General features: G+C 65.2%; 21 protein-coding genes. 10 read left to right on the top strand and 11 right to left on the bottom strand.

Translation table 11 applies throughout. From position 1 onward, the window contains the following. The 3 genes from GY812_11240 to GY812_11230 form a co-directional block, all read right to left on the bottom strand. On the bottom strand, window positions 1-125 hold a 125-nt coding region (locus GY812_11240; GenBank protein ID MCP4436049.1), incomplete at its 3' end, for a DUF4352 domain-containing protein. A gap of 148 nt (window positions 126-273) precedes the next feature. Continuing rightward, the gene (locus GY812_11235; protein ID MCP4436048.1) at window positions 274-987 is read right to left on the bottom strand and encodes a hypothetical protein; all 714 of its coding nucleotides are present in this window, start codon (window positions 985-987) and stop codon (window positions 274-276) included. Between the two features lie 149 nt (window positions 988-1,136). Beyond that, a complete protein-coding gene (locus GY812_11230; protein MCP4436047.1) occupies window positions 1,137-1,928 on the bottom strand; it encodes a Bax inhibitor-1/YccA family protein in 792 nt (263 codons plus the stop codon). Window positions 1,929-2,002: 74 nt separating this feature from the next. On the opposite strand from GY812_11230, the gene GY812_11225 reads away from it, so the two are divergent. Beyond that, on the top strand, window positions 2,003-2,602 hold the full coding sequence (locus GY812_11225; protein ID MCP4436046.1) for a lipocalin family protein: 600 nt from the start codon (window positions 2,003-2,005) through the stop codon (window positions 2,600-2,602). On the opposite strand, the gene GY812_11220 is transcribed toward GY812_11225, so the two are convergent. From GY812_11220 to GY812_11195, 6 genes are all read right to left on the bottom strand, one after another. Beyond that, window positions 2,586-4,049, bottom strand: coding sequence for an SDR family oxidoreductase (locus GY812_11220; GenBank protein MCP4436045.1), 1,464 nt, complete (start codon window positions 4,047-4,049; stop codon window positions 2,586-2,588). The genes GY812_11225 and GY812_11220 overlap by 17 nt on opposite strands. Then, a complete protein-coding gene (locus GY812_11215; protein MCP4436044.1) occupies window positions 4,046-5,440 on the bottom strand; it encodes a deoxyribodipyrimidine photo-lyase in 1,395 nt (464 codons plus the stop codon). Before GY812_11215 ends, GY812_11220 begins: the two co-directional genes overlap by 4 nt. A 163-nt stretch (window positions 5,441-5,603) precedes the next feature. Continuing rightward, complete coding sequence (locus GY812_11210) at window positions 5,604-6,545, bottom strand: hypothetical protein (protein MCP4436043.1); 942 nt, start codon at window positions 6,543-6,545, stop codon at window positions 5,604-5,606. Window positions 6,546-6,929: 384 nt separating this feature from the next. Beyond that, on the bottom strand, window positions 6,930-7,319 hold the full coding sequence (locus GY812_11205) for a nuclear transport factor 2 family protein (GenBank protein MCP4436042.1): 390 nt from the start codon (window positions 7,317-7,319) through the stop codon (window positions 6,930-6,932). Window positions 7,320-7,379: 60 nt separating this feature from the next. After that, window positions 7,380-8,846: a sulfatase-like hydrolase/transferase gene (locus GY812_11200; protein MCP4436041.1), complete on the bottom strand. Its 1,467-nt coding sequence runs from the start codon at window positions 8,844-8,846 to the stop codon at window positions 7,380-7,382. After that, window positions 8,846-10,576, bottom strand: coding sequence for an MFS transporter (locus tag GY812_11195; GenBank protein MCP4436040.1), 1,731 nt, complete (start codon window positions 10,574-10,576; stop codon window positions 8,846-8,848). Before GY812_11195 ends, GY812_11200 begins: the two co-directional genes overlap by 1 nt. A 125-nt stretch (window positions 10,577-10,701) precedes the next feature. Here GY812_11195 and GY812_11190 point away from each other — a divergent pair, with 125 nt between their 5' ends. The 3 genes from GY812_11190 (at window position 10,702) to GY812_11180 (ending at window position 16,218) form a co-directional block, all read left to right on the top strand. Beyond that, a complete protein-coding gene (locus GY812_11190; protein ID MCP4436039.1) occupies window positions 10,702-12,009 on the top strand; it encodes a TetR/AcrR family transcriptional regulator in 1,308 nt (435 codons plus the stop codon). A 126-nt stretch (window positions 12,010-12,135) separates the two neighbouring features. Beyond that, a complete protein-coding gene (locus tag GY812_11185) occupies window positions 12,136-15,171 on the top strand; it encodes a hypothetical protein (GenBank protein ID MCP4436038.1) in 3,036 nt (1,011 codons plus the stop codon). A gap of 429 nt (window positions 15,172-15,600) precedes the next feature. Continuing rightward, the gene (locus GY812_11180; GenBank protein MCP4436037.1) at window positions 15,601-16,218 is read left to right on the top strand and encodes an AraC family transcriptional regulator; all 618 of its coding nucleotides are present in this window, start codon (window positions 15,601-15,603) and stop codon (window positions 16,216-16,218) included. 9 nt (window positions 16,219-16,227) lie between these two features. Here the strand turns inward: GY812_11180 and GY812_11175 are convergent, their stop codons facing one another. Together GY812_11175 and GY812_11170 are read right to left on the bottom strand one after the other, a co-directional pair. Further along, window positions 16,228-17,379, bottom strand: coding sequence for a beta-lactamase family protein (locus tag GY812_11175; GenBank protein ID MCP4436036.1), 1,152 nt, complete (start codon window positions 17,377-17,379; stop codon window positions 16,228-16,230). Beyond that, complete coding sequence (locus GY812_11170) at window positions 17,376-17,675, bottom strand: hypothetical protein (GenBank protein ID MCP4436035.1); 300 nt, start codon at window positions 17,673-17,675, stop codon at window positions 17,376-17,378. Before GY812_11170 ends, GY812_11175 begins: the two co-directional genes overlap by 4 nt. Before the next feature lie 201 nt (window positions 17,676-17,876). Here GY812_11170 and GY812_11165 point away from each other — a divergent pair, with 201 nt between their 5' ends. The 6 genes from GY812_11165 to hpt all read left to right on the top strand — a co-directional run bounded on the left by GY812_11165 (window position 17,877) and on the right by hpt (window position 21,543). After that, on the top strand, window positions 17,877-18,461 hold the full coding sequence (locus GY812_11165; GenBank protein MCP4436034.1) for a sigma-70 family RNA polymerase sigma factor: 585 nt from the start codon (window positions 17,877-17,879) through the stop codon (window positions 18,459-18,461). Next, window positions 18,458-18,733, top strand: coding sequence for a mycothiol system anti-sigma-R factor (gene rsrA, locus GY812_11160; protein MCP4436033.1), 276 nt, complete (start codon window positions 18,458-18,460; stop codon window positions 18,731-18,733). Before GY812_11165 ends, rsrA begins: the two co-directional genes overlap by 4 nt. 47 nt (window positions 18,734-18,780) lie before the next feature. Beyond that, window positions 18,781-18,918 (top strand): hypothetical protein, encoded by a 138-nt coding sequence (locus tag GY812_11155; GenBank protein MCP4436032.1) that lies wholly within the window; start codon window positions 18,781-18,783, stop codon window positions 18,916-18,918. A 42-nt stretch (window positions 18,919-18,960) separates the two neighbouring features. Then, entirely contained in the window at window positions 18,961-20,031 is a 1,071-nt protein-coding gene (locus GY812_11150) for a hypothetical protein (GenBank protein MCP4436031.1), read from the top strand. A 95-nt stretch (window positions 20,032-20,126) separates the two neighbouring features. After that, complete coding sequence (gene tilS / locus GY812_11145) at window positions 20,127-20,933, top strand: tRNA lysidine(34) synthetase TilS (GenBank protein ID MCP4436030.1); 807 nt, start codon at window positions 20,127-20,129, stop codon at window positions 20,931-20,933. Then, window positions 20,722-21,543: a hypoxanthine phosphoribosyltransferase gene (gene hpt / locus GY812_11140; protein ID MCP4436029.1), complete on the top strand. Its 822-nt coding sequence runs from the start codon at window positions 20,722-20,724 to the stop codon at window positions 21,541-21,543. Before tilS ends, hpt begins: the two co-directional genes overlap by 212 nt. The last annotated feature ends 23 nt before the right edge of the window (window positions 21,544-21,566 follow it).

Here is a 21,566-nt window from a genome sequence, read left to right as displayed (position 1 = left end):
GAGCTCTCGGCTTCGGTTGTGGTGGTCGTGGTCTCGTCGCTGCTGTCGTCGTCATCTGAGCAGGCGGCGCCTACCAGGGCCACGCCTGCGAGCATCGCGACGAGTGTGAAACGGAACTTCTTCATGGGATTCATCTCCTGTGGGACGCCCCGGTTGCGGGGGTTGCACCTCTGTGGTGCTGGGGGATGATTCGCACGAGGTCTACGGTCCGGATGCACCAATCACGAGAAACTGGCCCGCCCGTTCTCGCTCTGCGCCGGTGGGCTGTGTAGCTCAGAACTGCGGTGTGAGCTGTTCCGCATACCCTGACATCGAACGGGCGCAGTCGTTGCAGATGCCTTGCTTGATCTCAGGCAGGGGCTCTCTGTCCAGCTGTTGCCGACTCCAAACCAGTTCGTCGAGCGAGATCCACCCGTTGTCGGCGCGGCCGCGGGCGCACCAGCAGCAGAGCTCGACCGTGTCGCCCTCGTGTTGGCGCTCCGAACCGCGACGCACGAGCGGGATCTCGGGGCGGGCTTCCTCGAAAACGAGACTTGAGCGGAAGTTCACAGACCCGTCTTCGCCGGGTTGGACGTCGATTTCGTACCACCGGCGCATGCCCGGTGCATCGCAGCGGAAGGGCACGGTCGCGGCCGAGTGCTGCCGTCGTACCTCTGACACCACGAGCTGCCAAACCCTGCGGGCGTTCTCGCCCTGGATCTGGTCCCAAAGGGTGAGCTGTGGGCGGTCCTTGGCAAGTTCCTCGCCGTCGTTGTCGAGTGCGAAGCGGTCCCAGTCGCCACCGGTCGAGGTGACGACATCGTTGCAGTCGATCGAGTACTCGACGACGACCGGCGCGGATATCACCGGCACCGCCACCGCATCTTCGATCCGATCGAACAGTCCCTGCGGTGGCTCGAGTGACGAGGCGGGCCTGTCGGTGTCTCCGCCGAGGGACGCGCCAGACCAAGTCCGCTCGTCGGCATGAGTTTGGTCGGGGTGTCCCACTGCTCGGTCCTAGCGTGCGTCTTGACTCGATCCCGATACGTGGGAACGACGTCACGGTTTCTTGGCTACTCATTCCTTCGCTGTGCGACAACCCACCGGATGCACTGCGGCAAGAATGAGACAGAAACGTCAGAGTGAGGAGGGTACTGCTAGCGGCGGCCGAGGATTGCCAGCAAACGCAGGAGCATCAGGTACAGCCAGATCAGGGTGACCATCAGCCCGTAGGCGCTGTACCACTCGAGCCACTTCGGTGCCCCGGTCTGCACCCCGCTCTCGATTGCCGCGAAGTTGAGGGTGAGTGTGAGTGCCGCCAGCACGATCGCGGCGATGGTCACCACCAGCCCGACAGCACGGAACTCCTCTGAATAGAGGAACGGGGCGTCGAAGATCGCGAGTACCCACACGAACAGGTAGAACAGCGCGAGACCGCCCAGGCCGGCGGCCACCCCGAAGGCCATCCGTGCGGTTGGCTTCACAATCCGGGTGACGTACAGCAGCAACGACACCGCGAACACACAAACCGTGGCCGCAACAGCGGCCGCCACGATGCCCTCGGTCTGGGAGTCGAACATGGCGGAGATCGCACCGAGGATGTAGCCCTGCAACAGGGCGTAGATGAACCCGGGCACCATCGCCCGTCTGGGGTTGAGCGACGTGTAGATCCCGACTCCGAAAGCCAGCAGCGAGGCGATCCAGAAACCACCGGGCACCGTGACCGTGACGGTTCCGTACCCATCAGCAGCGTCGGCCGTGGCGGGGTCGACTGTCGCATTCCAGCCCCACGAACCAGCGATCAGCAGGGCGATGAGGTACAGCAACGTCTTGAGCGCGACCCCACCCACTGTCATGGGGCGCGGGTCCGAACTCGCCAGGGCCTGCTTCACCTCGGGCTTGTCGAAGGCCGGGTTTCCGCCTTCGTTCTGCATCATCTGTGCGGCCATGTGGTGAACCTATGGGATAACCCGGCCGGAGGTCGGCAGCCTGCCCGGAATCCCGCGTACGGGCTGACGGGTTGATGCTTTGCAGATCGGATGCATCCGGTGGGTCCCGCCAGCCCGAAAAAGGGGTCATGCGTACAAACAATCTGGTCCGTCTCGCCTTTCTGCCCCTCGCGCTCGTGGTTGCTGCATGCGCCCCGATGGCCGGCCCGGAGCGCACGACCACCGTCGAATCGGTGGACGTGGAGCGCTACCTGGGCACCTGGTACGAGGTTGCGAGCATCAAGCAGTTCTTCTCGGTCGGCCTCGTCAACAGCACCGCCGAGTACTCGCTCCTGCCCAACGGCAATATCCGGGTGTTCAACTCCGGTAACTACTTCTCCGCCGACGGACCACGGTCGGAGATCATCGGCTCGGCCGTTCCGGTTGACTCGACCAATTCACGCCTCAATGTCTCGTTCACCGGCTTCAACTCGGCGGAGCCGCCCGGGAACTACTGGGTCGTCGACCTCGACCCGGACTACCAGTGGGCGATCGTGAGCAACCCCGGCGGTGACACCGGCTTCATCCTCTCGAGGACGAAGCAGATCTCCGACGAGCTCCGGGCCGAACTGCTCCAGCGGGCCGCTGATGCGGGCGTGGACACGTCACGTATGACAGTCACCGAGCAGTTCTGAGCTGCCGCTCCGCTGCTTCGGCGAGATTGGCGATCATCGACCCGAACACGATGTTGTGCAAGGGGCTCACCGCCCACCAGTAGGCATGGCCCAGGAGCCCGTGAGGTATGAACGAGGCTCTCTGGGCCAACCTGCAGCTGCCCGTTCCCAGGTCCTCGACCTCGAACTCCAGCCACGCCTGTCCGGGCAGTCGCATCTCGGCACGCAGGCGCAGCAGGCGGGGTCGGTCCACCACTTCCACGCGCCAGAAGTCCACTGCGTCGCCGACCACCAGTTGGTCGGGATCGCGGCGGCCGCGCCGCAGTCCCACACCTCCGGCCAGCCGGTCGAGTAGCCCCCTGATCCCCCACGCGAGGGGGAACGAGTACCAGCCCCGTTCACCGCCGATTCCCTCAACCACCCGCCACAGCCTTTCCGATTCTGCGACTACGACTTCGGTGCGGTAATCCCGGTAGGCAGTGCCACCGCTCCACTCGGGGTCGGTCGGTATCGGGTCGCTCGGTGCTCCCGGCCACTCTGCTCCCGACCACCGTGTCTGCACCTCGGCCCGGCCGATCTTCTCCAGGGCGCGGCGTACCGATTCGTCGAACCCGTAGCGTTCGGTGGGAATCAGCGATTCGATGTCGTTTTCCGATGCCACGGCGTTGTTGCGCAGCGACTCTATGAGCGGCTGGGCGATGGCCTTCGGAACGGGTGTGACAACGTTGACCCACTGGCTCGACAGCCAGGGCGACAACACGGGCACGGGGATGATCCATCGGTGCCGTAGTCCCGCAACCCGGGCGTATCGCTGCATCATCTCCCGGTAAGAGACGACGTCGGGGCCACCGATGTCGAATCGCCGGTTCGTGTCGTGGTCGAGTTCGAGTACGCGTTGGAGGTACGAGAGCACGTCGCGCACGGCGATGGGCTGCACCAGCGAGTGAACCCATCGGGGTGTGACCATGACCGGCAGTCGCTCGGTCAGGTACCGGAGCATCTCGAACGACGCCGAGCCACTGCCAATGATCACACCCGCCTGCAGCACCACCGCGGGGACTTCGCAGTCGAGGAAGATCTGGCCCACTTCCGCCCTCGAGGCGAGGTGCGGAGAGGCTGATTCGCCTTGGGGAACGAAGCCCCCCAGGTAGACGATCCTGTGCACACCGGCATCTCGCGCCGCCAGGGCCGAGTTGCGGGCCGCACGACGGTCCGACTCCTCGAAGTCGGCTCCGGTGCCGATCGAGTGAACCAGGTAGTAGACGACGTCGATGCCATCGAATGCCGGCACCAGCGATTCCGCTTCCAGGGCATCACCCTCGACGATCTCGACCTGGTCCGCCCACGGGACTCCAGTGAGGCTCGCCGGGCGGCGGGTCAGGCACCTCACGTGGTGACCTTCCGAGATCAGCAGAGGCACAAGTCGCCCGCCGATGTAGCCGGTCGCTCCCATCACGAGGACTCTCATCCAAGCGCCGCCTTGTACGCGTGAATCACTCTCTCGCGCGCCAGCGAGTGGTCCACGATCGGGTGCGGGTATGTGTGTCCGAGACGCACTCCTGCTGCTTCGAGCACGTCAACCGGGGCCGCTGCTGGTTCGTGGATGTGGGGCGGCGCGAGGGCGGCCAACTCCGGAACCCAACGGCGGATGTAGTCGCCGCCGGGGTCGAACTTCCGAGCCTGCGTCGTCGGATTGAACACCCTGAAGTATGGCGCGGCGTCTGGGCCGGTGCCCGCGACCCACTGCCAGTTGCCTGCGTTCTGGGCGACATCCCCGTCGACGAGGTGGCGGCGGAAGAACCGCTCGCCGTGCCGCCAGTCCACGAGAAGGTCCTTCACCAGGAAGCTCGCTGCGATCATCCGGGCGCGGTTGTGCATCCATCCGGTCTGGAGAAGCTGGTTCATGGCGGCGTCGACCACCGGGAATCCTGTTCGGCCCCCTTCCCACGCGGCGATGTCGCGGGGATCGTTGGTCCAGTCGATCCGGTCGTAGCCCGCACCGATCGATCGGCGGGGCAGGTCCGGTTGATCGGCGAGTGTGTGCGCCCACCAGTCGCGCCATGCGAGCTGTCGCACGAACGCGGCCCGCCCTTCAGTTGCATTGCCGACCCGTTCCACGACCGCCCGGGCCGACACGGTGCCGAAGTGCAGGTCGGCCGACAGCATCGAGGTGCCGGAATCGGCCAGCAGGTCGCGGCTCTCGCCGTACTGGTCGACCATCTCCAGCCATTCCTCCAGGCGCGCCGATGCGCCGGCCTCGCCGGGCTGGAAGCCGGGCTGCTCGCTGGGAGCGGGCACGCCCTTGCCCGGGAGCTCGAACACCTCCGCTGGGCCGGGCTCCGGCCATGGTTCGATCGGTGTCTCGATCCATCTTCGGTAGAACGGGGTGAACACTTTGGACAGAGAGCCGGCACGAGTGAGCACGGCTCCGGGGGCGTGCACGGTCGAGCCGTCCAACTGGATGACCGGCGCCTCGACCGCCAGCGAAACCGCTGCGTCGCGCGATCGGGCGAAGGGGGACTGGTCGCGGTTGACGTAGAGCGCTCCGCCGCTGCACTCGGACACCATCGAGGGCACCGTCGTCGTAGCGGGTCCAGCTCGCACGCTGAGGCCACCTCCGAGCTGTCGGAGCCTCGCGTCGAGGGCTCGGAGATTGGCGAACAGCGCGTCTCGACGACGGGCGCCGGCGGCATCTATCAGGCTCGGCTCCAGCACGAAGATGCCGACCACTCTGTCGTGATTGTTGGTCGCTTGAGCCCAGGCCGGGTTGCCCTCGAGGCGGAGGTCGCGACGGAACCACACCGCCCCGGTACGGGATTCACGGGGCTCGACGTCAGCGGTCTCACTGAACATTGGCATCCACCAGAGTGATACCACCCGTTACCTGTGACCGGGCCGCGGCGGTCGGAGCCACACCGGTGGTGCACAGGTCGGACTCGCCTGGCGGCGGCCCGGCAGAAGGTGACGTGCGCTGCCCGCTCGCTGCGTGATCGTTGACGCCACGTCACTGCCGGAACTGGGGTCATGCGTGGTCGTCGGAGAGGGTCCCGCTGCCAAGGGGGCCGAGGAGGAAGTCGAACACCGCGTCTGCAACCACGTAGTCGCCGATGATCGGCATTGCGTGTTCTCCGTGGTCGAGTGTCTCCAGCCAGGTGGTGGTTCCGCCACAGTCCCAAACTGTCGCGGTGGCCAGGTCGTTGACGACGTGCTCGGTCTGCGTGGGCCCATCAGGGCAGTGGCCGTTGGCTGCGGCCCAGGTCTCGACGGTGGGTACCACCGCCGGGAAGTCGAGCCCCAGCAGCAGTTCGGTGCTGGTGAACCCACCGTCGTACGCGATCGAGTTGTCGGTGAGGCTGTGGATCTGCATCGTGGGAACAGGCGCATTCGGTAGGCACGACGTGATGTGGGTGCCCGATGCCGAGACCAGTCCCGCAAGGCGGTCCGCCCGGACACAGGCGTACTGGTACGCGGTGATGCCGCCGAGCGATCCTCCCGCGATGGAGATCTGGTCACCAGCGACGTCGGGCCGCGTCGCCAGGTAGGCGGTCAACTTGTCGAAGAACAGGAAGTCGTCGATGTATGCCGTGTTGGCTGGAGTGCAGCACACGCCAAGGTTCCAGGCATTGCCGTGGCCCTGCGGGAAGACTGCGATGAACCTGCGGGCGTCGACGTTGAATTCGGACTGGACCTGGCCGGCGATCGTGCGCGCACCGTTGCCGTTGCCGTGCAACACGATGACCACGGGCAGCCGTTCACCGCTGTGGACTTCCAACGGCCTGTGGAGGATGAACTCGCGCAGACTGCTGCCAACGCCCATCGAGTGCCGTTCCTCCACGATGGAGGTCGCCTCGGTGTGCCATGTATGAGCACTCGGGTCGCCTGCCGGCGGTGTTGTGCAGGCGCTGCAAACAAGAAACAGCAGGACTGCCAGCACTGGCCCCCTGCTGTGGTGTGGAAGTCGCACGTCCGTCTCCTTGGTCGCTTCGTCGCCCGGTGAGTACGTGCCCAACGCCGCGCGGACGCGCGGGCGTCCGGGACCCGGCGGGTCACAGGCGTGTGGCAGCCCGTGACCCGCCAGGACCTTGGATCTGGACGAGTCCCTCCGCTCCAGATGGACGATTCGGGCCCGGGGGGCGAATCCCGATGCCCACCATCCATTCACTCACCGCAGGCCGGTGTGGCCAACCGAACAGGTGACCGAAAGGGCCACAGATCACGTCCGATACGCGCCCGAATTCACTCTCTGCGCAGCCAGAGTCCAACGATCACCACGCTGGGTGTGTGTCGCCGGCTTGGCTCGGAGTCGGAGCGCGATCTGCGCCCGGGAGCCCGTCCCGCTTCGGAGCGCTCAGAAGCTGATGTGAGCCACGCGCGCGCGCCACTCACCGAGATCCACGTAGTCGCGCAGTTCTCTGATCAGACCGGTCTCGGGGTCGAACTCGAGGACCCCGTTGCACTTCACGGCGTGCTCGATGCCGTCGATCCAGAAGCGGTCCACCCGTTCCAGCCATGCCGTGTGTTCGTCGTATGACTCCGTGACGACGTCCCAACGCACCTGGCTGCTGCGGCGCAGGATGGGGTCGAGCATTGCCCTTATCGCCTCGCGACCTCTGGCGGGCGAGTGCGGCACGTTCTGCCAGGTGCCGTCCGGCTCGAAGCACGCCACAACGGCCTCTACATCGCGATCCGCCACGGCATCGAGCAGTCGGGCCGCGGTCGCGTTCGGTGAGTTCCCCATGGCTGCAAGCTAGTTACTGGGAGTTCGCGTTCCGCCAAGTGGCAATGGAGTGTCGCCAGGTCACGTCTCGTCGGGGTGACGGTCTTCCAGAACCTCGGCCCAGCGGCCGCGACCTGTTTCGCGGAGCCGATCGAGGTAGGCGGGAAGGTGTCGGCGCGTGTGGTACGGACCGCCCTCCGCAAGCACCACATCCATCGGGTCTGTTCGCGCGGGTCCCGCTTCGAGCTGCGCGGCGGTCCAGTGCTCCAGCACGCCGGCGAGTTCGGCAGTTCGCTCCGGCCGAGCAGTGGCGAGGTCGACCTGTTCGTGGGGGTCGGCTTCGATGTCGAAGAGCATCTCCTCGGGCCAGTGGCCGTGATGACCGTCGTGCCAGGTGCGCAGGTAGAGGTCGCCATCCGCTGTGCGCACGCCGCGCTGGCATGACCATGCACCCTGGGTCAGCACGAGGTGCTCGCGACCCGCCTCAGTTCCCTCGCCCAGCTCGGCTGCCACCGAAATGCCGTCCCACCGCTTCGGCGGTTCGATTCCCGCGAGCTCCGTGGCCGTGGCTGCGACATCGAGGTGGTAGTGCAGACCCGAGTAGGTGCGGGGTGCAACGCCTGGCCATCGCAGCACCGATGGGATGTGACACGTCGCCTCGTCGGCGGCCTGGTGGTCCGCGTAGACGCCGAGCTCGCCGAAGGCCTCCCCGTGGTCGGATGACACGAGCACGGCGGTCTCGTCGCCAACCCCGAGCTCGGCCAGCTTGTCCATCACGATGCCAACGTGCCGGTCCGCGTAGCGGATGCCCACGTCATATCCGTCGAACGCCTTCTTCACATCGTGCATCGACGCGAGGTTCCACGGCTGGCGAGGTGGCGGCTTGCCCCACTCGTCGGGGCTGTATCCCCATGGTTCCTGCGCGCTGTGGGGCCCCGGCAAGTCCCAGTTCGCGGCCCGCACTTCCTCGGTGTGCCAGGCAGGTGCCGGATCGTCGGCAAACGGATTCCCGTAGTCCTCGGGGGTGTTGTACGGGGTGTGTGGATCCCAGAGGTGCACGTGCAGGAACCAGTTGTCGGTTTCACCGTTGCGGTCGAGCCAGTCGAGGACTCCGGGCGTCACCTGGTGTGCGCATTCGCCGCCCATCCCGCGCATCAGGTTCGCCGCCTCCATGAACCCTGTGTTCCACCACTGCGCCGAATGGCGGAAGGGGAACGACGAGAACGATGCAGTCCGCCAGCCCGACCAGTAGAAGGCGCCGGCCCAGGACGTGAATCCGAACCGGGAGAAGAACTCGCGCCGGGCACCTTCGGGAATCGGGTCCGCAGCGGCGCCGCCATGGTTGACCACCCCGTTGCGGGTGCCGAAGCGTCCTGTGATCAGGGCGGTGCGACTGGGCAGGCACGGCACATCGCTCGCGTACACGTTTTCGAAACGCACCCCGTCGGCCGCGAGCGCGTCGATGTTGGGGGTGGTGTCGCGGTGGTAGCCGGCGCAACCGAGGTGGTCAGCGCGCAGTGTGTCTATGTCGAAGTAGATGAACCGCACTACGCGGGTTTCCCCGCACCGGCCGGTGTTTCGGCCGCGGCCGCTTCCTCATCGAGCGCATGGCGCAACCGCCTGCCGCACAGGTAGCCGCCGGCTGCGAACACAGCCGCGCCGACGACCGCGAAGCGAATGCCGCGCGCCATGTCGTCCTTCGTCTGTTCGATCGCCGATGCAAACGCCTCGTCGCTCTTCTTCTCGGCCACGGTGTCGCCCGAATCGGTGGTCGGAGGGTGAACCTGTGCGGAGAACTCGTAGAGCTGCTCGAGCTCCGTGCGCTCGGAACTCGTGAGCTCCGATTCGTCGACTCCGGACTCTGCGAGGTTTACCGAGCCGAGCAGGACCGTGGTGAGCAACGCACCACCGATGGCGCCGGCGAGGAGACGGGCCGAAGTCTGGGTTCCGCCGGCGACTCCCGACAGTGTCTCGGGCACATCCGCGAGCAGCATCGACACCAGGATCGAATATGCGGCACCCCACGCGAAGCCGTTGACCACGAGGGCCGGAGCCAGCCACCACGTCGCGGCATCTGCCGAAATGAGAGGCACCAGCGACAGAGTTGCTATTGGCTGCACGGCCAGGGTCCATATGACGGCGACGCGCTGGGAGACGTTGATCCGCGAGATGATCGGACCACCAAGTGCCATGCCCACGCCGAGAGGGGCGAGGGCGATACCTGCGCCGAGCGGGTCCTTGTCGAGCACGTACTGCGCGTAGAGCGGGATCATCAGCAGCAGCCCGAACACGCCCGCGGTCATCAGCGCTGCGGCGGCCGTTCCCCATGTGAACGTGGGGACCCGGAACAGCTTCAGCTCGAGCACGACGCCCAGCCCGCGTCGCACACGCACCCGCTCCAGGTACACGAACCCGGCCACGAGCACGATGCCCACGGCGAGGAGGATGGGCACCGGCGACACGGGCAGGTCCCACGTGGCCGCTCCCCCGAGGATGGTGTCACGATCGGGGGACCACCAACCGAGGCTCGTGGCCTCCTGCAGCGCGAACGTGATGCTCGCGACGCCGATGACCAGAAGGCCCGCGCCGAGCAGGTCGAAGCCCTTCTCGACAAGCTTCACTGCGATTGGTCGGATCGTCATCGAGGAGCCGACCACCGCTACGACCATGATCGGCACGTTGATGAAGAACGCCCATCGCCACGAGGCATAGGTCGACAGGAAACCGCCGACCAGTGGACCGAGTGCCATCGCGGAGCCGATCACTGCGGTCCAGACCGAGAAAGCAGTGGCTCGCGACGGACCGCTCGGGAACTCGTGGTTGAGGATCGACATCGAGGCGGGAATCGTGATGGCGAGCACCAGTCCCTGGATGACCCGGCCGAGGATCAGGATCCCGAAGTTGGGGGCGATGCCGGTGATGAAGGATCCCACTGCGAAGGTGGCCGCACCGACGAGGAAGGCCTTGCGGGCTCCCACGAGGTCCGACACCTTGCCCATGAGGACCATGAATGACGAGGCGACGACCATGTAGACGGTGACGACGAGGCTGGCGTCGTCGGCCGACACACCCAGGTCCGACACGATCGACGGCACCGCGACGTCAGTTACCGAGAGGTCGAGTGCGATGACCAGCAGCGCGAGCGCCAGGAATCCGAACCCTGTCCACTGGCGGGCTCCCGCAGCTGCGCTGTCGGGGCCCTCGTCTGCAGCGGTTGGTGAAACGGCGGCGCTTGACCGTGCAGCGTTTGGTTGGTCTTCGTGGTCGGGTCCGGTCACGCAAGAACACGCTAGCGAGAGCCGGCTCGACCCGGGGGCCCTGATGTGATGTTCGTCATATTTTTGGTGGACGCCAGGAATTGCTGGCTGGTACGTTCATCCCGATCGACTCCAGGGGGTCGACGATGGCTGTTGAGGCGATGCAGGCGATTGACGGGCGGCAGGCGCGCAGCATGCGCACCATCGCGCGCATGCTCGAGGCTGGTGCCCTCGTCCTGCGGGAGGTGGGCTCCGTCGACGAGCTCTCCGTGTCGATGGTCTGCGAGCGTGCTGGTGCTTCACGCAGTTCCATGTACAACAGCTTCGGCAGCCAGGCGGCCTTTCTGATCGCACTGCACGAGCAGCTCAACCGTCAGGCGCTGGAGCGCATAGGTGGCGAGCCCATCCAAGCGGGAGGGAACCGCACCACACGCAGGGGGCTCGAGGCGCTCCTGTCCTCTGCGGTCGACTTCTCGGCGCAGCACCTCTGGTTCGTGGCCCGCATGCACCCCCTCATCGGCCGTGATCCGGCGCATGCCTCCCTGCACGCAGAGCTCGAGAGAGGTCTCGCAAGCGTCATGCACCGATCTCTGGTAGAGATCGGTTACGCGCCGGCGTTCGACACGGAACGGCGCCGCCGGCTTGTCGCGTGGACGGTGGTGACGAGTTCCATCCGCGGCACCGGGGGGCGCGTTCCGTTCCTCGACCCCGACTCGCCGGCTGAGTCGGGCGCACTCTGCTCGCTCGCCGGGACACTCGAATCGTACGCGAAGCTTGGCGAGGTAGATGTGCCCGTGGAGTGGGTCGAGAAGCCTCAACACCAGTCGAGGCTCAAGGGCTGCGGCGCCGTTCGGGAACGAATCCTCGATGCTGCCGAGGGCCTACTCGTTGAACGCCGCGATTCGAGTGACGTCACGGTGCTCGAAGTGTCCATAGCTGCCGACACTTCCCAGTCGGTGATCTACGACAATTTCGGCTCCAGGCTGGGTCTGATCCAGGCCGTACTGGACCGGATGCTCGATGAGTCCGTTGCCCTCTCAATCGATGCGATGCCGGATCCCGACGGCAACGACGTTACCGATGTCCTTCACTGGACATGCAAGGCCTACTGCCTGTTGCACTCGATGATGGCCGCCCGGATGCATGCCCTCGGGGCATTCGAGACTCCGGACAGAGTAGGGCCGGGCATAGGTCGCGCCCTTGCGGGAACCGAGGAGGTGCTCATACGGGCAGCGATTCGGAAGCTGCCGGGGTGGGTAGGAGCATCGGACAGCGTCGACGACGTCGTAGTTGCGGTCCGGTTGTCGAAGGCAATGCTCCAGGGCGCCTTCTTCGGACCGACTGCCTTCGCGTCGGAGTTGGGATACGGACTCTCCGGCCTCACCGCTCAGTTGGCGGCCATGACTACTTGCCGTCTCGATGCTCCGCTGGACCACGCATCGGCGGTTCCGTAGTGCGCGTTCCAAAACCTCAACATACGTTCACCCGGGGAAGGGGCCAGGCCATGCTCCGCGGCCTACGCAGAGTGGAGTGCGACAAAGGGGACGAGCCAGATGTTCCGGTTCAGTAGGGAAGTGTCAGTGGCGAAGCGCCAGGGGCGGGGTCGCAAGCACCTTGTTGGCCTGGGTGCGTTGTTGGGTGCGATGGCACTGGTCTCGGGCGCGTGTACGAACCCACCTTCGGACCCTGACCAGCCGGATCCCGAGATACTGGAGCTGCTCAACGATCCGGACTTCGTCGCCAGCCTGGGCGAGACCGAGGCGGAGCGGGCGGATGCGCTTGCCAGTCTTTCGCAGTGGGCCGGCGAGGCAGGTTCCCAACCTGCCGACCTGGCGGTGTTGCAGCAGAACGAGGCCAACCGCCAGAAGCACCTCGACGCGATCGCAGCCGAGGAGGCCGCTGAGGCAGAGCTGGCGATCGAACAGGCGCAGGCCGAAGCGAAGAGGCTCGAGGAGCTCCAGGTGGGGCCTGAGGTTGAGGATCTACAGAGCGACCGGCCTGATCCCGCAGACAAGTATGACTTCGATTCGGGCCCTGAGCACTGGGAGTCCCTGCCGGGGTTCTCGGAGCAACTACTCGCTGCCGAGGCACGATACTTCGACATTCAGAAAGTGGTTCGTGCGGAGATCGCCTCATATATCAATGAGGGCGTGTTCTATGACCTGATCAAGGATCCCACTTGGCAGCCGCCTGGCCATGAGGACGATGCCCTCTACGAAGCTGTCTGGGCCGAGGAAGTCAGGACGCACCTGCCACCTACGGGCGCCTGTAAGGACCGCGCTGGTGGTAGGCCTGCGCCAAAGCCCGGACTCCGTCCGGGCACCATATACACACCGGAGATGAACAGTTTCTCCGATGTTGACGGGACACCTGACTACATTGGAGATGTGCGGGCGAGCAATTTGGATGGCGAGCCCATCCTAATCGTCGAGGGCCACATCGGAAATCTCGACGAAATCGGTATAAGCGCCGGGCAAGATATCAGGGCACACCTTCAGACCCGTGTAAACATCCTCCTACCCGATGGTTTCGAATCCAGTGCCTATCTAAGGCCTTGGACACTTGGCACACCTATCGAGGTAGGTGAAGTCAAGGTGATGTGCTACACGAACGACTACAACCTTGCGACAGGTCAGCCGATCCGTCGGGCAATGTTCCAGGCTTTCGTCCCATGGAACATGGAGGGCAAGATCGCGGGTGTGGGGCCGTTTGTCGACGCTTCGATAACGGATCCGCTCTTTCAGGTGAAGGCTACAGTCCACGACCCTCTCCAAGCGATATTTGGGTGGGTTCCCCAGCTGTTCTACGGCGCAGACATGGTTACCGCTCACCTCGGTCAGGAGCCTCTGGCTCACAACAAGACCTTCACCAACGGTGGCTTTGGTGTATCGGTAGGTCGTGGCGTGATCTATGACGACAACGGCGTTACAGGTGATGACCTGGAGAGCACGTTGCGGGGTCCTCTGAGTAGTGGCATCACAAGTGCGCTTTCAGGCCTGGACGGCACTTCGGACTGGGTGTGGGGCAAGACCGGAGGTAGTTGGGGATGGGTTGGCTTCCACATAAACAACTCCAACCCCACAACACCGGCAGTTGATATTCAGTGGGACCCGACCAAGTATGCAGGCGCCAATGACGACGAGTACCGACTCAAGGGCACCATAGGCATGGATGACTGGCTGGTCGAGGGTTACGCAAGCACTCCCTTTGCCTTGCTTGGTCTTGTTCCTTGCTACTTCCGCTTCAAGGTTGACTTCAACGCCTCCGTCTATGCGTCCATCGACATAAATGACACAGCACGGACGATCCTCGAGCCGAACATTGAGATTGCACCCCTCTCGCTAAATATCCACAGCATGTTTGCGCAACCGCTGCCGTTGGGATGCAACTCGCTATATGCCTTCCACTGGCTCAACAAGATAGATGACAAGATCAACGCTCAGCTACCGCAGGTCAACGAGGATCTCGCTGAGGAGATCGAGGTTCAGCCAAACGTGCAGAATGCCGTCCCCGCGTCCATTCCGCTGGGCGGTGGAGATGTGATGCAGGCGCTGTTTGCTGGATGGAACAACACTTGCGTGCCTTATGGGTGCAACGGCGGCGGTGCCGGCGACATGGCCATGAGCTGGGCCGGTTTGGAGGCGACCGGGGACTTTCGGTTTACCGACGATCTTGGACCATGGGTCAGTCGCCGATTCCCGGTATCCTACTCACCTCCAACGAACGACACCGCCAATGGCAGGGTCCGCCAACATTTCGGTCCACAGAATTGGATAACGGATTTCGGGGCATGGGTGAATCCATCGGTTCTCAACCAGATGCTTCGGGTGGTGGCGGAGTACGGGAAGCTCGATCTCAATCTCGATCCGGGCACCCCAGGGCTCGCGCGGTCTTCTCCGGTCTACTTGAGCAAGCCCGTTGCCGACGACAAGCCCATAGCTCTCTTTCTTCCTCACCTTGAACTGCGACAAGGAGGCAATACCAATATCTTCGCCATGGATGCCTATGCTGCAATCGGCGTCGGCTTCGATCCTGCAACACGTAAACTCGTGCCGGCGCCAGTGTCGCCAGCTGACCCTGGTCTTAGAATCAGGGTGAACACCTTGAAGTGCGACTCGCCCCTATATGCAGTATGCGTTGACGTGGTGGGACTGGTGGATGATGTGGTGAATTGGGTAGGAAATACACTACTCAATCCCATGTTGGAAAGCTCTATCGGGCAAGTCACGATTCCCAATACAGGTGGGTTCTCACTTTCGGGGTTCGAGGTCCTCAACGAAGACGGACACTTGGGCTTCAGGTCGAGTGTTGGTGCACCTCAACTGAGGGCGTGGGGAGGGATAGATGCCGCTGCCTACGGCTTTGACACATTCCATGAGGGCTTGGGCGGAACGGGAGATGTCACCTATGCGTGGACGGTTCGCGACATGGTCAGCAACACAATCGTCTTCAACTACACGGGCACTGCACACCAGTTCACGGGGCTTGACGCGACATCGTTGACCACGTTCGATCCTGGCTTCGGCCCGGCCTTCAAGATCGTCAAGGCCACCATCGTCGCAACTCGCGGGGGTCAGAGCATCAGCACCGAACACACACTCCAGCTCGTTGTCTAGGAGCCGAGGATCCACAAGGTATAGCGAGACGTCAGTCGGCAGCGCAGAGTGCGACGTAGCCACTACATCACTAAGAGTGGTCAACGACCCCGAAATTTCCCGAAGTGTGGGGCTGAATGGCCCATTGCCACCACTTTGTGCGTTCGCCGGTGTAGGTTCCCCGCCATGTACCGAGAGCTTGCAATGAGCCTTGTGGACTTTGGGGAACGTAAGCACGACTGGGAGTTTCGGCCGTACCAGCTGTGGCCGCCGGAGACCCGCATACTTTGGAAGGGCGAAGTCAACTCGCAATGGGCGGTTTCGTCCCGGCGTTACTCCGAGGAGTTCGTCAGCGAATGGTGCTCCGGCTCCCGTCCATCGGCTGCGCTGGTGGTCCGCGCCGATCGCCCTCCCATCTGCCGGGCACACCGGCTGGTGGAAGGCTCCGTCGTGCTAACACCTCCTGACACGTGGGGATTCAACTGGTTCCGCGGACCGGTCGACTGCCTCGACGTCACAGAGTTCACAAAGGGGGCCGTCGGACTCGACTCCGTCAAGGAGTTCACGGTGCTGCGCCCTTCTGAACCCGCGGCGGCAGCGTTTCGCGAAGTGATGGAGCGCGCCATGGCCAGCCAACAGGACACCACGGCGGCCGAGTTGTCGTCTGCCATCGAGCATTGCGTGGTGGACAGCGTGCAACCCGAGCCGCAGCCTTCGTTGTTGGTGGTGAGCGAGGCTATGGAGTTCATTGCCCGCGACAACCCCAATACCGTTCAGCAGGTCTGGGAAGAGGTCGGGGTGTCGCGAGCGACGCTCTACCGCTCCTTCGAATCCGCAGTCGGCATCGGCCCCGCCCGCTGGCTGAAGCTCCGCCGGCTCAACCGGGTTCGGTCACGGCTCCGGCTGGGCGACGGCATATCGGTGGCCGAGGCTGCCGAGGCAGAGGGCTTCAAGCACCAGGGTTCCTTCGCCAAGGGCTACCGCGAGGTGTTCGGCGAGTTCCCGCGCGAGACAAAGTCCCGCATGGCTGCGCTCACGCTGCGCCAGACCGCCCAGTCGGCAATCTGACGGGCGGCCTCACGGCCGCTTCACACATCCACCAGCAGCGGTGGAAATCTCGTCGGCGCGGATACCCATGCGCACCGGGTCGCGGTCGAGGCCGTTTGTGAACCATGCAAGGGACAAACCGGTTGCCGGGTCCGCCCAGGCGACCTGGCCGCCCGCACCCATGTGGCCGAAAGCGCGCTCCGACACGCTCTGGCCCAGACCACGCATCATCGCATGGCCATCGTCGCCGGCTACGACGAGGCCCAGGGTGCGGTTTGCCGCGACAGATGTCATCGGGTCAGGCATCGTGACGCGGATCTCAGAAGTACCGATACTCAGGGTCTCGGCGCTCCACGGCCCCGACGTGTTGCCGAGCAACGCCTGGTAGAACATCGCCAGCTGGGCGGCGCGCGATATCGCCCCGCCCGCGGGCTGGCCGGTCGCGCGAAACACGGGATCGTCGTGAAGCAGGAGTGATGCCTGGTCGCTCCCGATCGCGGAGATGTCGAGCCCGATCGCTTCTGCCAGCGATGCATCTGGAGGGTCGCCCACGGTCGTGAGTGTGGCGGCGGACACTTCCGCCTGCGCTGCCGGTGAGTCGGGAGGGTGGAGCGAACCGAGTGTGATTCCCTCGGTACCGGTGGCAGCGAGCACCTCTGTGCGCACGTAATCACGGAAGTCGCGACCGGTGAGCGCTTCGATCAGGTGCGCGAGCACCCAGCTCGCCGAGGTGCCGTGGTACTCGAAGTGGGTCCCGGGTCGCCACTGCGCCGGCCACCCGGCGAACACCTCGAGTCGGCGAAGCTTGTCGAACCAGTCGGCGTGACTCATCTCGGCATCCGGGAAGCCGGCGGTGTGCGTGAGCAGGTGGGCGACCGTGGTGGCTCCCTTGCCGTTGTCCCCGAACCCTTCCACGACGTCGGCCACGAGCGTGTCCTCGGTGAGCTGTCCCTCCTGCAACAGCAGCCAGACCGCGGACGCGGTAATGGCCTTGGTGCAGGAGAACATCACGTACCGCGTGTCCTCAGGCGCTCCGAATGTGCGGTCCAGCACGAGCGAGCCGTTGTGGGCCAGCGCCACCTGGGCCGAGGGGAGGTGGCCCTCCGCCACTTCCAGACCCGAGCGTTGCGCCAGGCGCGCCACCGCCTCGGCATCGAGGTCTCCGGGTCCGTTTCCGGTCATGCCGCGCTCGCCCTTCTCCTGAATGCCACTTCCACCGGATCCTCGCCCGTGCGGTCCTTGGCCGGCCAGCGCCACCGCGCCCGGACCGCGAGGCCGACCGGAACCACGAACACCCATGTTGCGATCCTGTACTCGAGGTCCTTGATCGCCTGCCAGACGAGTCCGAGATCGATGATGTTCGCGAGGACGACCCCGAAGATGGGAATCAGGATGCCGACGGTCACCAGCGACCGAATCACGGCGCCGTGTCGTTGCATGCCGGTCGGCTGCGCCGCGTCGGCGGGGTCCGTCGCCATGGCGGCGACCCTAGGTGGTCAGCCGAGGGCACGGTAGAGCTCGGCGAGGGTCGTCTGGCCCTCGCGGACATTGAGCAGCCCGGCCTGGACGTCAACCCGACATCCGAGGGCGAGGAGTTCGGGTCGGCCTCGCTGGGCATGGCCATATTCAGCCGTTGACCCGGCTGTCGGTCGGGGCTCCTTGGGCCTACCGTGGTCCCGATGGCTGACCAAGCCCAGTTCAGCGAGCAAGTGGCGCCGTTCATGGACGGCCTCTACGGCGCGGCCATGCGCATGACTCGCAACCCGGCCGATGCCGAGGACCTGCTGCAGGAGACGTTCCTGCGTGCCTACCGGGGATTCGGCAACTTCAGGGACGGAACCAACCTCCGGGCCTGGCTGTACCGGATCCTCACCAACACATACATCAACACCTATCGGGCCCGGCAGCGGCGACCGGAGCAGACCGAACTCGACGAGGTCGAGGACCTGTTCCTGTACCGCCGCCTCGGTGGACTCGAGGCGGCGTCGCTCGGCCGCAGTGCCGAGGACGAGTTGATGGACATGTTCACCGAGGCCGAGGTCAAGGAGGCGATCGAATCGCTTCCGGAGAACTTCCGGGTACCGGTGTTGCTGGCCGACGTCGAGGGATTCGCCTACAAGGAGATCGCTGAGATGATGGACGTCCCCATTGGCACGGTCATGAGTCGACTGCACAGGGGAAGAAAGGCCCTGCAGAAGTCGTTGCACACGTTTGCGGCTGCGCGGGGACTTGCCGCCGAGGAGCCCGAGGTGGTTGAGCAGTGACCGACACCCACGATCACAGAGCCGATGGCGACCCTGACTGCGAGGGCGCGGTCGCGCAGCTCTACGAGTACCTCGACGGCGAGCTCCAGAACGCCGACATGGACACCGTTGCCGAGCACCTCCAGCGTTGCTCGCCCTGCCTCGAGGCCTTCGACTTCCACGCCGAGCTCCGGCGCGTCGTGGCCTCCAAGTGCGCCGAGGAGATGCCGGCCGAGCTGCGCTCGAAGTTGCTCCACGTCGCGGACCGCGCCGACACCGACGGCCCCGGCTGACCGGCACAGGATGTGATCGGCCAGTCGCGTCCCCCTAGAATTGTGACATGTTCGCCGAAGAGACGATCTGGCACTTCTGGTTGGCGGTGCCCCTCGCACTCACTGCCGTCGCGATCGTGGTCGGGATCGTGGCCCTCTACTTCTTCAAGGTCGTGCGCACCCGATACCCCAAGGACACCGCCTGATCCCTCAGGGGGCAGGCGGCTGCGGAACTGCGCGGGCCGGCGATGAGCGACACCGTGGACTGGGAGTTGGCTCGCCGGGTGGCCCGTCGCTTCTCGGGCACGGATCCATTCGCGGAGTCGTACCACGCCGAGGGCCTGGAGGCTGACTTCGAGCGGCTCACCGCGGAAGCCCAGATCCATGTCGAAGCTGAAGTCGGCTTCACCTCACTCGCCGGCGCCGCCCGCGCCCGCGTGGTCGATCGCGGTGACTGGGTGGACGCCAACATCGCCTCGTATGGCCGCTTGCTGCGCCCGGTTCTCGAGACACTCGATGAGCGGATGACCGGACCGGTTGCGACCCTTTCCGGCAAGTTCGCCGGTGCCGAACTGGGGGCCCTTCTCGGGTGGATGTCGGCAAGGGTGCTCGGCCAGTACGACCTACTCGTGCTCGAGGAGGAGGACCCCGACGAGCAGGACATCGTCTACTACGTGGGGCCGAACATCCTGGGCCTCGAGAAGAAGCACTCGTTTCCTCCCGAGCAGTTCAGGATGTGGGTGGCCCTGCACGAGGTCACACATCGCACCCAGTTCACCGGCGTGCCTTGGCTGCGCGAGCACTTCCTGTCGCTGGTCGGCGAACTGGTGGGCATGGCTGAGCCGGACCCCGGCCGGGTATTCGTGGTCATCGGGCGTGTGGCCGAGGGCGTGCGCACCGGTCGCAACCCCCTCGACGACGGCGGCCTGTCGGCGCTGTTCGCGTCCGGCGAACAGCGAGCCGCAATGGAGCAGGTGGGTGGGATGATGAGCCTGCTCGAAGGCCATGGCGACGTCACCATGGACCGCGCAGCGCTGCACAGGGTGCCCCAGGCGGAGCGGTTCGCGAAGGCACTGAGGGCACGCCGTCGCGAGATGGGCATGGCCAGCAAGCTGCTGCAGCGGCTGATCGGACTCGAGGCCAAGCTCAACCAGTACGAACAGGGCGAGAAGTTCATCGAGGTGGTTGAGTCCAGCGGAGGCCCCGAGCTGCTCAACCGTGCATTCGAGGAGCCCGCCAACCTGCCCACCCAGGCCGAGATCATCGAACCGCAACTCTGGCTGGCACGGATCGGCGAGTCGGTTCCAGCCAGGCGGTGAGGCCTGTGGAGAAGCTGGCTGGGCGGGTACCGGACCGCGCTGACCCGGTGGTGGCCGCGCTGCTCGAGCGTTGCACGTTCGCCGACCGCTGCGACGTGGCAGTGTCCGGGGGGCCCGACTCGACTGCGTTGCTTGCGCTGGCGGTTGCATCGGGCGCCGAGGTCACCGCCCACCACGTCGACCATGCGCTGCGCACCGACAGCCATACGGAGGCGGACGTGGTTGCCGGACTCTGTCGTGCGTGGTCGGCCGACTTCGTTGCGCACCGGGCGGTGGTCGATGACGGTGCCGACCTGGAGCGGCGCTGCCGTGAGTCCCGACGGGCGGTGTTGCCTGTGGCCTGCCTGACCGGGCACACCATGGACGACCAGGCCGAGACCGTCATTCTGCGCCTGCTGCGCGGGACGGGCCCGGTGGGGCTTGCCGCCATGGACAGCACAACGCACCCGATGCTCGCCCTGCGTCGCGAGCACACGGTGGGCCTGTGCAGGCACCTCGGCGTCGAGCCGTTGCAGGATCCGATGAACGAGCTGGAACGGTTCACGAGAAACCGGGTGCGATCCGAGGTGCTGCCCCTGCTGCGCGATGTGGCGGGGCGTGACGTCGTGCCCTTGCTCGCGCGGACCGCGGAGCTGGCCGGGGAGCAGGCGGACCTGGTGGCAACCCTGGCTTCCCAGCTCGACGTCACCGATGCACGGGTCCTTGCTGCCGCGCCGGAAGCCCTGGCATCAGAGGCCCTGCGTGGGTGGTGGCGCACCGAGACCGGAGGGCTGCTGCCGCCCGACCGCTCAGCGGTGTCGAGGATGCTGTCAGTCGCCGACGGCCGCCACCGCTCGTGTGAGGTCGCGGCCGGTTGGACACTGCGCCGCAGCGGCGGTCGCCTGTCGCTGTACCGATCCTGAGCGGGGCGGGGTATCGTCTCGCACCGTGAGCACCAGCGAATCCCTTCCCTCCATCGAGAGTGATCCGCACATCGGCGAGGTCCTGCTGACCGAGGAGCAGCTCGCACAGAGGATCAGGGAGCTCGGCGAACAGCTGTCGCGTGACTACGCGGGCGAGGCACCACTGCTGGTCTGCGTGTTGCGGGGTGCGTACGTGTTTCTCACCGACCTTGCCCGGGCCACGGACCTGCCCGTACAGATCGACTTCATCGCCGTGTCGTCATACGGCTCGAGCACACGCACCTCGGGTGTCGTGCGGCTGGTGAAGGACCTCGAAGTCGACCTGACCGACCGCCACGTGATCCTTGTGGAAGACATCGTCGACACCGGCCTGACTCTGCGGTACCTGAGGCGCAGCCTCGAAGCGCGCGGCCCCGCGAGCCTCGAGGTGTGTGCGCTGCTCGCCCGCGAGTCGGCCGATCTCGAAGGGCTTGGTGTGCGCTACGTCGGCTTCACGATCCCGGGCGACTTCGTGATCGGCTATGGGCTCGATGTCGATGAGCGCTACCGCAACCTCCGGTACCTCGCCCTCTATCAACCCGATGCTGGCGACGATGCGGATTCGGACTGAGTGCCATGGCGTACGGCGACGGC

It is taken from the genome of Actinomycetes bacterium (assembly GCA_024222295.1).
Taxonomy (GTDB): domain Bacteria; phylum Actinomycetota; class Acidimicrobiia; order Acidimicrobiales; family Microtrichaceae; genus JAAEPF01.
Note: the sequence above shows the minus strand (reverse complement) of the source record. Positions and strands in the feature narration are given on the sequence as shown.

Coding starts and splice junctions, on each gene's coding strand:
- GY812_11230 (MCP4436047.1), bottom strand. CDS start 1,928: ATGGCCGCACAGATGATGCAGAACGAAGGCGGAAACCCGGCCTTCGAC.
- GY812_11225 (MCP4436046.1), top strand. CDS start 2,003: ATGCTTTGCAGATCGGATGCATCCGGTGGGTCCCGCCAGCCCGAAAAA.
- GY812_11220 (MCP4436045.1), bottom strand. CDS start 4,049: ATGAGAGTCCTCGTGATGGGAGCGACCGGCTACATCGGCGGGCGACTT.
- GY812_11215 (MCP4436044.1), bottom strand. CDS start 5,440: ATGCCAATGTTCAGTGAGACCGCTGACGTCGAGCCCCGTGAATCCCGT.
- GY812_11205 (MCP4436042.1), bottom strand. CDS start 7,319: ATGGGGAACTCACCGAACGCGACCGCGGCCCGACTGCTCGATGCCGTG.
- GY812_11190 (MCP4436039.1), top strand. CDS start 10,702: ATGGCTGTTGAGGCGATGCAGGCGATTGACGGGCGGCAGGCGCGCAGC.
- GY812_11175 (MCP4436036.1), bottom strand. CDS start 17,379: ATGACCGGAAACGGACCCGGAGACCTCGATGCCGAGGCGGTGGCGCGC.
- GY812_11170 (MCP4436035.1), bottom strand. CDS start 17,675: ATGGCGACGGACCCCGCCGACGCGGCGCAGCCGACCGGCATGCAACGA.
- GY812_11165 (MCP4436034.1), top strand. CDS start 17,877: ATGGCTGACCAAGCCCAGTTCAGCGAGCAAGTGGCGCCGTTCATGGAC.
- GY812_11155 (MCP4436032.1), top strand. CDS start 18,781: ATGTTCGCCGAAGAGACGATCTGGCACTTCTGGTTGGCGGTGCCCCTC.
- GY812_11150 (MCP4436031.1), top strand. CDS start 18,961: ATGAGCGACACCGTGGACTGGGAGTTGGCTCGCCGGGTGGCCCGTCGC.
- hpt (MCP4436029.1), top strand. CDS start 20,722: ATGCACGGGTCCTTGCTGCCGCGCCGGAAGCCCTGGCATCAGAGGCCC.